Source organism: Pseudomonas marvdashtae, from assembly GCF_014268655.2.
GTDB lineage: Bacteria > Pseudomonadota > Gammaproteobacteria > Pseudomonadales > Pseudomonadaceae > Aquipseudomonas > Aquipseudomonas marvdashtae.
In genome coordinates this window covers 3,233,998-3,248,890 of record NZ_JABWQX020000001.1, presented here as the reverse complement: position 1 = coordinate 3,248,890, position 14,893 = coordinate 3,233,998, and the positions used below count along the sequence as shown (strand labels likewise).

General features: G+C 59.9%; 11 protein-coding genes. 5 read left to right on the top strand and 6 right to left on the bottom strand.

Annotated features, from left to right (window positions below):
• Window positions 1–21 precede the first annotated feature (21 nt).
• From HU742_RS14620 to HU742_RS14600, 5 genes are all read right to left on the bottom strand, one after another.
• On the bottom strand, window positions 22–741 hold the full coding sequence (locus HU742_RS14620; protein ID WP_437179883.1) for a 3'-5' exonuclease: 720 nt from the start codon (window positions 739–741) through the stop codon (window positions 22–24).
• Complete coding sequence (locus HU742_RS14615) at window positions 738–2,615, bottom strand: DUF294 nucleotidyltransferase-like domain-containing protein (protein WP_186644553.1); 1,878 nt, start codon at window positions 2,613–2,615, stop codon at window positions 738–740. Before HU742_RS14615 ends, HU742_RS14620 begins: the two co-directional genes overlap by 4 nt.
• Window positions 2,616–2,711: 96 nt before the next feature.
• On the bottom strand, window positions 2,712–3,503 hold the full coding sequence (locus HU742_RS14610) for a transporter substrate-binding domain-containing protein (RefSeq protein ID WP_186644552.1): 792 nt from the start codon (window positions 3,501–3,503) through the stop codon (window positions 2,712–2,714).
• A gap of 107 nt (window positions 3,504–3,610) precedes the next feature.
• Window positions 3,611–4,243 (bottom strand): response regulator, encoded by a 633-nt coding sequence (locus tag HU742_RS14605; protein WP_186613793.1) that lies wholly within the window; start codon window positions 4,241–4,243, stop codon window positions 3,611–3,613.
• Between the two features lie 31 nt (window positions 4,244–4,274).
• Window positions 4,275–5,636 carry a cache domain-containing protein gene (locus HU742_RS14600; protein WP_186640217.1) on the bottom strand — a complete coding sequence of 454 codons (1,362 nt, stop codon included), beginning with the start codon at window positions 5,634–5,636 and terminating at the stop codon, window positions 4,275–4,277.
• Window positions 5,637–5,877: 241 nt separating this feature from the next.
• Between HU742_RS14600 and HU742_RS14595 the strand changes: the two genes are divergently transcribed.
• Together HU742_RS14595 and HU742_RS14590 are read left to right on the top strand one after the other, a co-directional pair.
• On the top strand, window positions 5,878–7,938 hold the full coding sequence (locus tag HU742_RS14595) for a carbon starvation CstA family protein (RefSeq protein ID WP_217828368.1): 2,061 nt from the start codon (window positions 5,878–5,880) through the stop codon (window positions 7,936–7,938).
• 15 nt (window positions 7,939–7,953) lie between these two features.
• Window positions 7,954–8,151 carry a YbdD/YjiX family protein gene (locus tag HU742_RS14590; protein ID WP_003201656.1) on the top strand — a complete coding sequence of 66 codons (198 nt, stop codon included), beginning with the start codon at window positions 7,954–7,956 and terminating at the stop codon, window positions 8,149–8,151.
• A 236-nt stretch (window positions 8,152–8,387) separates the two neighbouring features.
• Here the strand turns inward: HU742_RS14590 and HU742_RS14585 are convergent, their stop codons facing one another.
• On the bottom strand, window positions 8,388–10,184 hold the full coding sequence (locus tag HU742_RS14585; protein ID WP_186642927.1) for a methyl-accepting chemotaxis protein: 1,797 nt from the start codon (window positions 10,182–10,184) through the stop codon (window positions 8,388–8,390).
• 241 nt (window positions 10,185–10,425) lie between these two features.
• Between HU742_RS14585 and HU742_RS14580 the strand changes: the two genes are divergently transcribed.
• The 3 genes from HU742_RS14580 to HU742_RS14570 all read left to right on the top strand — a co-directional run bounded on the left by HU742_RS14580 (window position 10,426) and on the right by HU742_RS14570 (window position 14,748).
• Entirely contained in the window at window positions 10,426–10,692 is a 267-nt protein-coding gene (locus HU742_RS14580; RefSeq protein ID WP_186639063.1) for a DUF4212 domain-containing protein, read from the top strand.
• 11 nt (window positions 10,693–10,703) lie between these two features.
• Entirely contained in the window at window positions 10,704–12,473 is a 1,770-nt protein-coding gene (locus tag HU742_RS14575; protein WP_186639064.1) for a sodium:solute symporter family protein, read from the top strand.
• 235 nt (window positions 12,474–12,708) lie between these two features.
• Window positions 12,709–14,748, top strand: a complete 2,040-nt coding sequence (locus HU742_RS14570; RefSeq protein ID WP_437179900.1) for a TonB-dependent siderophore receptor — start codon at window positions 12,709–12,711, stop codon at window positions 14,746–14,748.
• Window positions 14,749–14,893 lie beyond the last annotated feature (145 nt).

Here is a 14,893-nt window from a genome sequence, read left to right as displayed (position 1 = left end):
CGTTTTGGCTCGCCTTTGCGCTCAGTCCCAGAGTTGCCCGACGGCGATGCACGGGCTGTAGTGAGTCGCTACCTGCGCTTGCAGCAGCTCGGCCGTGGCCAGCGCATCGGTCAATGCATGGTGGGCGTGGTAGGGCGGTAGTTGATATCGCAAGCGAGAGTCCGCCAACCGGATGGAGGCGGGCGGTCGCCGCAGCAGTCGATCCAGCCAACTGCGATGCCCTCGAACCTGCCGTGCCTCCAGCTGCATGGTGTCAATGATCGGAAATTGCAGGCCCTCTCCAAGGTGGCGACGAAACGCCTCATCCAGAAAGTTGCGCTCGATGGCCCGATAATGCACGACCATGATTCGACCCGTCATCGCCTCCAGAAGATCCTCCATCACGTCCGGTAACCGGGGAGCATGGCGTACGTCGGCGTGGGTAATGCGGTGAAACGTCACTGACTCATTAGACAGTTGCGAGGGTTTGATGACCCAGTACAAGGCTTCGCCACAACGTATTCGCTTGAGCGTGAAGGGCATCAGGCCAATGCTGACAATGCTGTCGCTGCGGGCGTTCAGGCCGGTGGTTTCCAAGTCCATTGCCAGCAACTCAACTTGTTCCAGCGGGGTCTGGCCGCTGGCCACGCCGGCTTGGTAGAAACGCTGCAACAGGGGATGTCGGGCGTGCTGCGCCAGTTGTTCGAAGCGCGCCGCCCAGTCCGGCATCGTCTGTTCCGTCGGGTTTCGTGGGGCGCTCATCGTGGTGGCCGGGCGTGACCGGGATAACGGAAACGCAGGAATTTTTGTGCATTGCTCAACACCTGGAACGCTTCCTTGAGGTTGTGTCGTTCAGTGCTGGAGAAGCGCTCGGGTTCGATGTAATTGTCCGGTTTGAGGCCCTGTTCGATGGCTTCGACCTGATGCCGTATGCGCACCATGGACAGAAACTCCAGTGCGTAGCGCAGATGCTCGACGGCCTCGGGTTGTACCAGCTGCGTATGGCTGATGGCGTCGAGTCGATCAAAGGAGTTTTGTGCGGTGCTCCCGCACGCCAGCGCGTGGATGCGGATCAGGTCCGTGAGGGGCGCCGTGCCACGGCCCTTGAGATTGATGATCTGTTTTTGCTCGCCATCCGTCTCCATCACGAATGTGCGGAAGAAACCCAAGGGGGGCGTGCGATTCAGTGCATTGCGCGCCATCGCTGCCAGGAAAGGCGGCGTGGTCCGGGACTTCTCTGCACAGAGTGCCTTGAGCGATTCAACCATGGACAGTTCGCCGTAGACCCCGTCCAGGTCAAAAAAAATGCAGCAGTTGAGCAGGGTGGCCGCTTTCGGTTTTTCGATCCACTGTGTGAAATAGCCACGCCAGACGCGCAACGGTTGCCGCCATTGGGCATTGGTCGCCATGATCCCGCCCTTGCAATAGCTGTAGCCGCACTGGGCCAGCCCATCGCTGACGAACTCAGCCAGGGCACGAAAGTATTCGTCATGCAGGGCCGGGTCGAAACGATCGTCCAGCACCAGGGCGTTGTCCTGGTCGGTGACCAGCAGTTGTTCGTCTCGCGCCATGGAGCCCAGGGCCATGAAACAGTACGGAACCGGTGGTGGCCCCAGCTCCCGCTCGGCCAATTCAAGCAGACGCTGGGTGAACGCGCGGCCAATGCCCGAGATTGCGCTGCCGATCATGTGCGCGGTTGCGCCGTCGCGCACCATGCGAATGTAAGTGCCGCGCAGATCGCGCAACAGAGAGCGCAGGCCTTCGACGCTGGTCTGGTTGGAAATGCTATTGACCAGGTACAGGCTACTCTGGGACTCGTGCCGGATGATGTCCGACAGGTTGATCAAGCCCAGCGTACGGCCCTTATGCACCACCGGAAGGTGGTGGATGTTGCCTCTGAGCATGCACAGCATCGCCTCGAACAACGAATCATCGGCCTGGATGGCCACTGGATCGCTCGACATCACCTCGCCGATGGTGGTGTCGCCGCTGCGGTTGGCGGCCACTACGCGGGTGCGCAGGTCCCGGTCGGTGACGATGCCAAGCATTTGCTCGGGGCTCTTCCCGGCGGGTTCCAGGACCACGACGCAGGAAACGCTTTGCTCGGTCATCAGCTGTGCGGCTTCCTGGACAGTGGTTTGCGGCGTAATCCAGACCAGATCCCTGGAAATCAATGCGCGGGATTTGAGCTGGATCAGTTCGCTTGCCCGCCCCTGGGCCTCGACGGCTGACTTGAGCCTGGAATGGCCTTCGGCTTCGACGAAATCGGCGAAGCTATCGTGCCGCTCGCACAATTGGGCGAAAACGTCCGCCGGGATGAAATAGATCAGGCTGTCTTCCAGGGCCTTGGCCGGAAAACGCACCTTATTGCTGCGCAGCAAGCCTGCCTGACCAAAGATATCCCCCTCCATCAGGCGGTTATACAGCTCGCCGCTGCGCCGATAAATCTCGACGGCGCCGCTGCGTACGTAATGCAAGTCACGGATGGCCGCGCCCGCCTCGAGGATCGGGCTACCGGCTTTGAAATAGGCGACTTCGACACGCCGGGCAATGTCTTCCAAGGTTTCTTGGGGCAGGGCATCGAATGGGGGAAAACGATGAAGGTGCTCACTGATTTCCAATAATTCGATCTGCATGGGGCCTCGTGGTTGTTTGGTTGACACGACCAACATGCCAGACCGTGTCGCCGTACACAAACCCTGGGTGGGCACGCGCGTATGGCCACCGGTTCCTCACTGGCCTGCAGGCACCGCCAACCACTGGCCAATTACCTTTTGATAGCTGCCATTGGCCTTGCTCAAATGCAGCCACTGGTCGACGTACATTTTCCAGGTGGTGTCGTCACGGGGCAGCAGGTAGGCCTTCTCGCCATATTGCAAGTAACGGCTCGGGTTCACGGCGCACAGACCCGGCTTGAGTTTCTGTTGGTAAAGCGCTTCCGAGGCGTCGGTGATCATCACGTCGGCGCGTTTCTCCAGCAGCTCCTGGAAGATCGTCACGTTGTCGTGGAAAGCGAGTTGGCCCTTGGGCAGGAACGCCCGCACGAACGCTTCGTTGGTGCCTCCGGCCGGCTCGACCAGACGCACCGAAGGCTGGTTCATCTGTTCGATGGTCTGGTAGCGCGACTGGTCTTCGCAACGCACCAGGGGAATCTTGCCGTCGACGTCCAGGGTGCTGCTGAAAAAGGCTTTCTTCTGGCGTTCCAGCGTCACCGAAATCCCGCCCATCCCGACATCGCATTTGCCCGCCAGCATGTCCGGCATCAGCGTCTTCCAACTGGTCTGCACCCATTGCACCTTGACGCCCAGGCTGGTAGCCAGCGAACGCGCCATGTCAATGTCGATGCCTTCGTATTCACCCGATTCGGCCTTGTAGGTGTAGGGCTTGTAGTCGCCCGTGGTGCACACCCGCAGTTCACCTTGTTGCAGCACCTGGTCCAGGTGCGAAGGGGTTGGCTCGGCCAAGGCGCTGGCGCTGAACGCGAGCAGGCCACAGAACGTCATCGTGCTTGTTATGGTTTTCATTTGCTTGGACGTCTCGCGAGGGAAAGGGACAAGACGGGGAGTGTAGTAAAGGTTGTTGGTTGAGCGAAAGCTGTGGCGAGTGAGCCAGGCCTCTCGCCACAAACGTATCAGCGCGAAATAAGCCCATGGTCGATCGCGTATTTCACCAAGGCGGCGGGTTTATCGATGTTGAGCTTGCGGCGGATGCTCAGGCGATGGGTTTCGACGGTGCGCACGCTGATGTCCAGTTCCCGGGCCATTTCCTTGTTGTTCAGCCCCTGGACCATTTTCGCCAGGACCTGGCTTTCGCGCGGCGTCAGCTCGCTGTCGGTGTTCGGGTCGGTGGCGAGGCGCTGGGCAATCTCGGCGCTGTAGAAAGTGCCGCCGCTGATGATGGCTTCGATGGCGGCGACGATTTCCTTGGACGGTGAATTCTTCAGGACATAGCCGCTGGCACCGGCGCGCACCGATTCGCTGATGTATTCATGATTGTCGTACATGCTCAAGATCAGGATCTTGAGGCTGGGGTACTGCTTGCCCAGCAGCCGGGTAAGCTCCAGGCCGTTCATGTCCTTGAGGCCGATGTCCATCAGCAGCAGGTCCGGCTGGCAGCGCTCCACCATTTCGATCGCTTGCACGCCATTCTCCGCTTCGCCGACCACGTCCAGCCGGGGCATGACCGACAGCAGGGCTCGGATACCGTCGCGGACCAGGGAATGGTCGTCGACCAACGCGACGCGTATAGCCGCAGGCAGGTTCATGGGCAGGTGCTCTTGTTGAAATGAATGCGCATCAGCTTTCCGTGGCGGGCATGGTCATGGGCAACAGGATATCCAGTTCGCTTCGTCCCGGTACCGATGTCAGTTCCAGCCGTCCGCCGAAATGCTCGACCCGTTCGCGGATATTACGCAGGCCGATCCCCGTATGGCCACGTTCGACCTGCGGGACGTTGAAGCCCATCCCATCGTCGACCACGGTCAGTCGCAAGGACTGGCTCGAGCCGAACAGGGTGATGGCGACACGTTTCGCCCCGGCGTGTCGCTCGATGTTGGTCAGCGCTTCCTGGGCAATGCGGAACAGCGAGACGGGGGCGCCGTTTTCCAGGCGACAATCGAATTCGTTGCTCCGGTAGGCAACCTCCAGGCCACTGCGCTGCTCGAATTCTGCCGCGAGCTGGCCGATGGCGGCCGGCAGGCCCAGGGTGTCGAGCAATGAAGAGCGCAAGTCGTGGGAGATGCTGCGGATTTCACCGATGGCTTCACCCAGGCGATCCGTGGCGTTTTTCAGGATGCCCAGGCCGTTTTCCTGGCCATTTTCGAGCACATGGCTGGCCAGTTCGAATTGGAATTTGATCGACACCAATAGTTGGCTGATGCCGTCGTGAAGCTCGCGAGACACCCGTGAGCGTTCTTCTTCCTGCAAGCTGACGATGCGCTGGTTCAGACGCTGGAGCTTCTTGTCGGCCAGGCGATGTTCGCTGACATTGAGGGTGATGCCGCCGGCAAATACCAGCAGCACCGCCACCAGCGCAATGGCGGCGATGGCCTGCATGGTGGTGTGGATGCCTTGGGCTACTTCGTCGCGTGCCTGCTGGGTGGCGCGTTCGACGTCCTCCAGATAGATCCCGGTGCCGAGCATCCAGCCCCAGCGATCCAGCATCACGACGTAGGCGAGCTTGTCGGTCACTTGTCCGGAGGAGGGCTTGTTCCAGGCATAACGCTGGAAGCCCTCGCCTGATTCGGCACTCTTGAGCAACGCCTGGATCACGGGCAGGCCTTGCGGATCTTTCATGTCCCAGAGGTATTGCCCCACCAGCTCCGATTGGCGGGCGTGCATCAGGCTGCGACCCTGCCGGTCGTAGACGAAAAAATAACCGTTGATGCCAAAGCTGAGCTTGCGCAGTTCTTCCAATACCTGTTGCTGCGCCCGTGCGTCGCCCTTGCCGTCGTCGTAAAGCGGGGCGATCAAGCTCTGGGCCATTTCCACGTAGTTCTTCAGCTCGGCGCGTTTGCTCGCCAGGATACTGTCTTCGATCAGTTGCGCCTGTTGATCGCCCAGCTGGCGGTTGAGCGAGATGACCAAGGCACCAATAACGGTAATCGCCAGGACCAGCGGCAAAATCCCGAGGGCGACGATCTTGTGTTTGAGCAGCATCTGTACTCCTGTCCGGATTCGGCGGGGGGAGGTGGATGGCGGGCATCATATGCCAAACCTGGGTGGCTGGCATAAGACCTGTGGGAACGGGTGTCTACGTAGTACTACGTAGGTAAGCCGTACGTAGTACTGCGGATTTATTTATTGACGGCTTGCAGGGATATTGGGTCGGCTCCGAATAGCCGGGGCACACTATAAAAACAATCGCCGCAATCCACTGGATATCGGCAGGAGACACGCAATGACAACCCGTCTGGTTAAACACCTCGCCTGGTTTGCCGTGGCTGTTCTGGGAGCTTGTGCGCTGAGTGTCGTGGCCTTGCGCCGCGGAGAGCCGATCAACGCCCTCTGGATCGTCGTCGCAGCCGTGGCCATTTACCTGGTCGCCTACCGCTACTACAGCCTCTTCATCGCCAACAACGTAATGCAACTCGATGCGCGCCGGGCCACGCCCGCCGTGCTCAACAACGATGGCCTGGACTTTGTCCCGACCAACAAACACATTCTTTTCGGCCACCACTTCGCGGCCATTGCCGGCGCGGGTCCGCTGGTCGGGCCGGTGCTGGCGGCGCAGATGGGCTATCTGCCCGGCACGCTCTGGCTGATCGCCGGCGTGGTGCTGGCCGGTGCGGTGCAGGACTTCATGGTCCTGTTCCTGTCCACCCGCCGCAACGGTCGCTCCCTGGGCGACATGGTGCGCGAGGAAATGGGCCGCATCCCCGGCACCATCGCGCTGTTCGGCTGCTTCCTGATCATGATCATCATCCTCGCGGTGCTGGCGCTGATCGTGGTCAAGGCCCTGGCCGAGAGCCCGTGGGGCATTTTCACGGTGATGGCGACCATCCCGATCGCGATGTTCATGGGCATCTATATGCGCTACATCCGCCCGGGCCGCATCGGTGAAATCTCCCTCATCGGCGTGCTGTTGCTGCTGGGCTCGATCTGGCTCGGTGGCCAGGTTGCCGCGGACCCGGTCTGGGCCAAGGCCTTCACCTTCACCGGCGTGCAAATCACCTGGATGCTGATCGGCTATGGCTTCGTCGCTGCGGTGTTGCCGATCTGGCTGATCCTGGCGCCGCGGGACTACCTGTCCACGTTCCTCAAGATCGGTACCATCATCGCCCTGGCGATCGGCATCCTGGTCACCATGCCCGAGCTGAAAATGCCGGCGCTGACCCAGTTCACCGACGGCACGGGACCGGTGTGGAAGGGCGGGTTGTTCCCGTTCCTGTTCATCACCATTGCCTGCGGCGCGGTCTCGGGTTTCCATGCGCTGATCTCTTCCGGCACCACGCCGAAGATGCTGGATAACGAAGTCAACGCCCGCTACATCGGTTACGGCGGCATGTTGATGGAGTCGTTCGTGGCGATCATGGCGATGGTCGCCGCTTCGGTGATCGAGCCGGGCGTGTACTTCGCCATGAACAGCCCGGCGGCGATCGTCGGCGGTGACGTGGTGGCCGTGGCGCAAACCATCAGCGGCTGGGGCTTTGCAATCACCCCCGAGGCGCTGCAAGCGGTGGCCAAGGACATCGGCGAGACCACCATCCTGGCCCGCGCCGGCGGTGCGCCGACCCTGGCGGTGGGTATCGCGCAGATCCTCCACTCGGTACTGCCGGGTGAGAACACCATGGCGTTCTGGTACCACTTCGCGATCCTGTTCGAAGCGCTGTTCATCCTCACGGCAGTAGACGCCGGCACCCGTGCCGGGCGGTTCATGCTGCAGGATCTGCTGGGCTCGTTCGTGCCGGCCCTCAAGCGCACCGAATCCTGGACCGCCAACCTGATCGCCACCGCCGGCTGCGTCGCGCTGTGGGGTTACTTGCTGTACCAGGGCGTGATCGATCCGCTGGGCGGCATCAACACCTTGTGGCCGCTGTTCGGCATCTCCAACCAGATGCTGGCCGGTATCGCCCTGATGCTCGCCACCGTGGTGCTGATCAAGATGAAGCGCCAGCGCTACGTCTGGGTCACGCTGCTGCCGGCGGCCTGGCTGCTGATCTGCACCACCACCGCGGGCCTGATCAAGCTGTTCGACGCCAACCCGGCGATCGGCTTCCTGGCCCTGGCGCGCAAATACAACGATGCCCTGGCCGCCGGCCAGATCCTGGCCCCGGCCAAGAGCATCGAGCAGATGCAGCACGTGGTGTTCAACGCCTACACCAACGCAACGCTGACGGTGTTGTTCCTGCTTGTGGTCTTCAGCATCCTGTTCTACGCGCTCAAGGTCGGCATCGCCGCCTGGGGCACGAAAGAACGCACGGACAAAGAAGCGCCATTCCAGGCCCTGCCGGACGCTTGATCGAGGATTGCAACGATGTTCAATGACTTGAGTCGCCTCGGTAAATACCTCGGTCAGGCCGCGCGCCTGATGGTCGGCATGCCCGACTACGACAACTACGTCGAGCACATGCAAACCAAGCACCCGGACAAACCGCTGATGGACTACGAGGCGTTCTTCCGAGAACGCCAGGAGGCCCGTTACGGTGGCAAGGGTGGGCCCAAGTGTTGTTGAGTTGAGGTGATGACTGTGGGAGCGAATTCGCTCCCACAGTTGTTTTTGGGCTGGTTTCAGGATTTGCATGCACCACAAATTTCTTGTGGCGAGGGAGCTTGCTCCCGCTGGCGTGCGAAGCAGGCCCCAGCGGTTCTTCAGGGCGACCGCATCAACCGGTCTTGCGACTGCTGCGCAGCCGAGCGGGAGCAAGCTCCCTCGCCACGGGTCGTTGTCTGGCTTGATTGCTTTATGAATCAGTCCGCCAACAACACCGCCGCATCGAAACCTACCCGCAAGTTACCCCAGTGGCGGCCGCCGAAGAAGAACGGTACGTCGATCTCGGTCATGATTTCCCCGGTATCGCGCAGGTAGGTCTGCAGCAGGAAGCGCTGGACGTTGCCCGCCGCGCGCAGGCCGATCGGGTCGTTGAAGATCCGCTTGTTGCGGCAAACCGGCAAGTCCACCGCACGGTCGCCGGTCGGTGGCTTGGAAACCCAGCTGTTGTTGACCGGGCAGTAGCCCTTCGTATCGACAATGAACGAAACCTTGCCACCTGGCGTGCTGCGGGTGAGCTTGTCGCATTCTTCTTGGCAGACCCGGGCAAAGCGCTCGGTGTAGCTGGTCATGTATTGCTTGGGATCTGTACCCGGAATCAGTTTGTAGCTCTGGTCGAACAGGTTGAGGCCCTCGTCTTGCAGCGCCCCCAGACGCACCTGGAGCGTGTCGCGGCATTGGCTGGCGCGGGTGATGGCGGCGTCCAGCTTGCCGTGGCCGAGCACAAAGCGACCCAACAGCGTCTGGACCTTTTCAGCAACGCCGGACAGGTCGCGAGTAGCCGTCGCCGATTGCTGCATGCGCTGGTCGATGGACTGGCTATCGGCGTGGATCTGGGTGACCCGTTCGTTGATGCCGGTGTTGGTGTCGGCAAACTGCTGGATGTGGTCGGCGATGTCGGCGAGTTTGCCGTTGGTGGATTCGAAGTCGATGATCATGCTTTCGAAATGACCGGAGGCGCGCTCCACGACTTTCTGGGTTTCCCGGGCGCTGTGGCTGATCTGGGTCGTCTGCTGGTGGGTGGAGCTGACTTCCTGGAGCATCGCGTCGATGTCGCGCGAAATATCGTCGGTGGCGCGGCTGACGTTCTGCGCCAAGGTGCGCACTTCATCGGCCACGACGGCGAAACCACGGCCACTTTCCCCGGCGCGCGCCGCTTCAATGGCGGCGTTGAGGGCCAACAGGTTGGTCTGGGCGGAAATTTGCTGGATCAGCCCGACAATCGACTTGATGCTCGAGGAGCGCTGGTTCAAGGCATCCACCAGCGTGGCGAACTCGCCGAGGCTGGTGGAGATCTCGCTGATGTTGCCGGTCACTTCCAGCAGCTCGGCGTAGGAATCACGGGCCATGCTCAGGTTCTGCGCGGTGGTCCCCGAAATACCCTGGGTCTGGCGCGAAACCTCTTCGATACGGCCTACGGCGGTGTTGCTCTGGTCCATAACTTCCTTGGCGAAGCGTGCCTGGTGAGTAGCGCTGTCGCTGGAGTCGCTGATGTTTTTCAGCGAGCGGGCCGACTCGACGGCGATGTGCACCGTCAATGCCTGGACGTTACTGATGATCTCGCGCTGCTTGGCCAGGAAACGGTTGCAAGTCGCGGCCAGGGTGCGGATCTCATCGTGGGTCACCAGCGGCAGGTCCTTGGACAAGTCACCTTCGCCATTGGCGATCTCTTCCAGGGCCTTGGTCATGGCCGTGACGGGGCGCACGATGAGGTGGCGAAAATACCAGACCATGAAGCTGATCATGCCGAGCGTCAGGAACGCGCCGAAGAGCAAGGCATGAGTGAGGCTGTCGAGCCGCTCTTCGATTTGTCCCAGCAAAGCGCCGTCCAGTTGAGCGGTGCGCAACTGCAGCACAATGTCGGCGCGGGCACTGAGGGCCACCCAATACAGCAGGCCACTGACCAGGACCAGCAGGAAAAGGCTTGAGAGCTTTTTGGTGAGGGTATCGAAAAACTGCATCTCGATAGACTCATACAAGGCCTTTAACGTCTGCATCACTGCTCCAGGGAAAAAAGATTCGATGGCATACATTCGACCGATAGCGCCAAAGCTTTAGCGTATTCGGGCGATTTGATATCACTCTCGGATTCCGGTGCGTTTTGGCCCTGTCGCAGCAGTGGGGCAGGGATGTCAATACTCGGCGGATTGGATTAGACGAAAGTCGTACTAGCGCCTTGCCCAGCGACTGCTACGGTTTGTGTGGGAAAACAATAAAAACAAACGGGAGAACACCTCCATGTCCACTCAAAAGCAACAGGCTGCGCGTGCCTATTGGACGGAAAACCTACGCTGGATGCTGGTGCTGCTGGCCATCTGGTTCTTGGTGTCGTTCGGCTTTGGCATCTTGCTGGTTGATTCCCTCAACACCATCAGTTTCTTCGGCACGCCCTTGGGGTTCTGGTTTGCCCAGCAGGGTTCCATCTATGTCTTTGTGCTCGAGATTTTCTTCTATGTCTGGAAGATGAATCAGCTCGATCGCAAATATGACGTTCACGAAGACTGAGGCCGACGAGCATGGAAACCCAAACTCTGATCTACCTGTTCGTCGGCGCCTCGTTTGCCCTTTACATTGCGATTGCCATCTGGACGCGGGCCGGTTCCACCAGCGAGTACTACATTGCCAGTAAAGGCGTGCATCCCGTCCTCAACGGCATGGCCACCGGCGCCGACTGGATGTCGGCGGCCTCGTTCATTTCCATGGCCGGGATCATCGCCTTTGCCGGCTATGACGGTTCGGTCTACCTGATGGGATGGACCGGCGGCTACGTGCTGCTAGCGATGTGCCTGGCGCCGTACCTGCGCAAATTCGGCAAGTTCACCGTGCCCGAGTTCGTCGGGGCACGTTATTACTCGCAGACGGCGCGGGTGGTGGCGGTGATCTGCGTGATCTTCATTTCCTTTACTTACGTGGCCGGCCAGATGCGCGGTGTGGGCATCGTCTTTTCCCGTTACTTGGAAGTGGATATCAACACCGGTGTCATGATCGGCATGGCCATTGTGTTCTTCTACTCGGTGTTGGGCGGCATGAAGGGCATCACTTACACCCAGGTGGCACAGTATTGCGTAATGATCTTTGCCTACATGGTGCCGGCCATCTATATCTCGATGATGATCACCGGTAATCCAATACCGCAGTTGGGCTTTATCAGCGAAGTGACCGGCTCGGGGCAGAGCGTGATCGAGCGGCTTAACGGTCTGGGCGCCGAGCTGGGCTTCACCGCCTATACCGACGGCACCAAATCGACCACCGATGTGTTTTTCATCACCATGGCGCTGATGGTTGGTACGGCGGGCCTGCCCCACGTCATCGTGCGCTTCTTTACCACGCCTACCGTCCGGGATGCGCGCAAGTCGGCGGGCTACGCATTGCTGTTCATTGCCATTCTCTATACCACTGCACCGGCCGTGGCGGCCTTCGCCCGCACCAACCTGCTGACCTCCATCCCGAATATCAGTTACGCCACCGCACCGACCTGGTTCAAAGCCTGGGAAAATTCCGGACTGATTGCGTGGGCGGACAAGAACAACGACGGCATCATCCAATACGGCCCGGGGGCGGCTTTGGTTGGCGCGCCGAGTTTTACCGGCGAGCGCGGCGCACATGAGCAGCGGTTGCTCAAGAACCAAGTCTCGCCGGTGGCCAACGAACTGTATGTCGACAACGACATCATGGTCTTGGCCAACCCTGAAATCGCCGGCCTGCCGGGGTGGGTGATTGCATTGATCGCAGCCGGTGGCTTGGCGGCGGCGCTTTCGACCGCAGCGGGACTGCTGCTGGTGATATCCACCTCGATTTCCCACGACCTGCTCAAAAGCAACATCATGCCCAGGATCAACGAAAAGCAGGAGTTGCTCGCGGCACGTATTGCCGCCGGCGTGGCGGTGTTGATCGCCGGGTTGTTCGGCATCTATCCACCGGCATTCGTTGCCCAGGTGGTTGCGTTCGCCTTCGGGTTGGCGGCGTCTTCCTTCTTCCCGGTCATCGTCATGGGGATTTTCTCCAAGCGCATGAATCGTGAAGGGGCGATTGCCGGGATGATCGTCGGGCTGACGTTCACCTTCACCTATATCGTCTACTTCAAGTTCATCAACCCGACGATGAACACGGCTGAGCATTGGTGGCTGGGTGTATCCCCTGAGGGCATAGGCACGCTGGGGATGCTCTTCAACTTCCTCGCTGCCGTGGTGGTCTCACGCTTTACCGCGCCACCGCCGGAGCACATCCAGCATTTGGTCGAAGACATTCGTGTACCGAGGGGCGCCGGTGCCGCGGTCGACCACTGACCGGTAATCAGCGACACAAGGGGAGACAAGGGCGCCGGACTCACCATCCGGCGTCTTTTTGTGTGCGTTGAGTCAAGCGCGTAGATGTTAGAAAGATTTACTGGGAATGATTCTCAAAGTATATTCGCTCTCATTCACATCCCCTCCAGAGTGCAGCGTCTTGAATCGTTCCACCCCTCTCGCTTATCGCAATGCCCTCGTCAAATGTGTCTTGCCCGCGCTGTCCTGCTGTTTCATGGCGAGCCCCTTGAGGGCGCAGGACACCCTCGAACTGCCCACCACGGACGTGCAAGGCAGCCGGATCATTCAGGACGAAGGCTATACGGCGTCGCAAGCCAGCACGGCGAGCAAGAGCGACGTACCGATCAAGGAAGAGGCGCAATCGATCAACGTGGTGACCCAGCAGACCCTGGTGGACTATCAGGTACGCTCGTTGGACGAAGCGATGAAATTCGTCAGCGGCGTCAGTCAGGGCAACACCTTGGGCAACTCCAGGGACTCGCTGGTCAAGCGTGGTTTCGGCACCAACGACGACGGTTCGATCCTGCGCGACGGTGTGCGCTCGAACCTGGGCCACAACTTCAGCGCCACCACCGAGCGGGTCGAAGTGCTCAAGGGCCCGGCGTCGATGCTCTACGGCGCGCTGGAACCCGGCGGGTTGATCAACGTCATCAGCAAGAAGCCGGAATATAGCCAGAGCACCACATTGAGCGGTTCGGCCTACAGCGAGGGCGGCGGCACCATGGCCCTCGATACCACGGGGCCGCTGGGCGACACGGGCTTGGCCTATCGCCTGATCGCCGAGCGCGGCCATGAGGATTACTGGCGCAACTATGGCGTCAACGAAAGCACCCTGGTGGCGCCGTCGTTGGCCTGGACCGGCGAGCGGGCTTCGTTGAACTTGAGTTACGAGTACAACGAATATTCCAACCCGTTTGACCGGGGGACGATGTTCACCGATGGGCATCCGGCCGACATCGACTATGACAAGCGCATGGATGAGCCATGGGCCAAAAGTGTGGGGATTCGTGAGACGGCTACCGCGCGGTTCGAATATGAGCTGAGCGATGCGTGGAAGACGCGGGTGACTTATGGCTGGAACAATGATCGGTACAGTCTTTCGATTGCGCAGCCCGCTACGCTCACAGGAAATGTTCTGCGTCGCAGGGCCAATGGCGCTCATTACGATGATGAGACCCGTTACGCCAGTTGGGATTTCATCGGTAAGCAAGAGCTGCTCGGCCAACGTCATGATTTGTTGTTCGGCGTTGATAACCAGGTCTCTGATCAATTCCGGGGCAAGACCTATCGTGGCAATCCGCGGCCTGGCTTCGACATAACTTCACCGGTTTACGGCAACCTGCCAGAGCCGAGTTTGGTCAGCACTACCGACAGTGACCTGCGAAACCAGTTGAATTCCAGCTCCGTGTACTTGAAAGACAACTGGCATCTGGATGACCGCTGGATTCTTGTATTCGGTGGTCGTTATCAGCATTACGACCAGTACAGTGATCAAGGTCTAGGCAGTGATTATGATGTCAATCGCGATGACAACGGCGACGCCTTCGTACCCTTTCTTGGTTTGGTTTACAAAGCCACCGAAACATTGTCGCTGTATGGCAACTACAGTGAATCGTTCAAACCCAATGATGTAGTCGACAGGGATCGCCGCACCTTTAAACCGGAAGAAGGCCGCAGCTACGAAATCGGCGCCAAATACGATCCGCTGCCGGGCTTGAACATCAATCTGGCCTTATTCGATATCGTCAAGAAGAACGTCGTGACCACCGTTGAGGATGTCTCCGAAGCCGCCGGCAAAGTCGGCTCCCAGGGCTTGGAACTCGACATCACCGGTCGCCTCGCCGATCGCTGGGACCTGATCGGCACCTACGCCTATACCCACACGGAAATCCTCGATGACCCGAATAATGAAGGTCACCGCTTGCCCGACGCCCCTAAGCACACCGCCAGCCTGTATCTGTCCCATCACCTGAACGTCCCAGCCGAATTCGGTGCCTGGCACGCTGGCGCCGGTGCTCGCTATGTCGGTGAGCGGGCCGCCAATGCTGCCAACGATTTCTGGCTCAGCAGCTACACCGTTGCCGACGCCTTCGTGCGCTGGGAATCGCCGGTGTTCGGTCACAAGACCTCGTTGCAGCTGAACGTCGACAACCTGTTCGACAAGCAGTACTACCCGTCGTCTACCGGCAGCGAGTTGCAGGTCAACGTCGGCGAGCCGCGTACCGCCAGGTTGAGCGCCAGCGTGACGTTTTAATCGTGACATCCTGATCAGAAGGCACCCACAAAAAATGCCCGGACTTCAAAATCCGGGCATTTTTTTCGCAGGTCACTTTTCTTTAGTTCGCTGTCGCGAACAGTGCCGGCTTATAGCATCGAGCAGACGCACCTAAGCGCGCCCG

Excerpts from the sequence above, each read along its gene's own strand:
- HU742_RS14620 (WP_437179883.1), bottom strand. The coding sequence starts at position 741 with ATGAGCGCCCCACGAAACCCGACGGAACAGACGATGCCGGACTGGGCG.
- HU742_RS14615 (WP_186644553.1), bottom strand. The coding sequence starts at position 2,615 with ATGCAGATCGAATTATTGGAAATCAGTGAGCACCTTCATCGTTTTCCC.
- HU742_RS14610 (WP_186644552.1), bottom strand. The coding sequence starts at position 3,503 with ATGAAAACCATAACAAGCACGATGACGTTCTGTGGCCTGCTCGCGTTC.
- HU742_RS14605 (WP_186613793.1), bottom strand. The coding sequence starts at position 4,243 with ATGAACCTGCCTGCGGCTATACGCGTCGCGTTGGTCGACGACCATTCC.
- HU742_RS14600 (WP_186640217.1), bottom strand. The coding sequence starts at position 5,636 with ATGCTGCTCAAACACAAGATCGTCGCCCTCGGGATTTTGCCGCTGGTC.
- HU742_RS14595 (WP_217828368.1), top strand. The coding sequence starts at position 5,878 with ATGACAACCCGTCTGGTTAAACACCTCGCCTGGTTTGCCGTGGCTGTT.
- HU742_RS14590 (WP_003201656.1), top strand. The coding sequence starts at position 7,954 with ATGTTCAATGACTTGAGTCGCCTCGGTAAATACCTCGGTCAGGCCGCG.
- HU742_RS14585 (WP_186642927.1), bottom strand. The coding sequence starts at position 10,184 with ATGCAGACGTTAAAGGCCTTGTATGAGTCTATCGAGATGCAGTTTTTC.
- HU742_RS14580 (WP_186639063.1), top strand. The coding sequence starts at position 10,426 with ATGTCCACTCAAAAGCAACAGGCTGCGCGTGCCTATTGGACGGAAAAC.
- HU742_RS14575 (WP_186639064.1), top strand. The coding sequence starts at position 10,704 with ATGGAAACCCAAACTCTGATCTACCTGTTCGTCGGCGCCTCGTTTGCC.
- HU742_RS14570 (WP_437179900.1), top strand. The coding sequence starts at position 12,709 with ATGGCGAGCCCCTTGAGGGCGCAGGACACCCTCGAACTGCCCACCACG.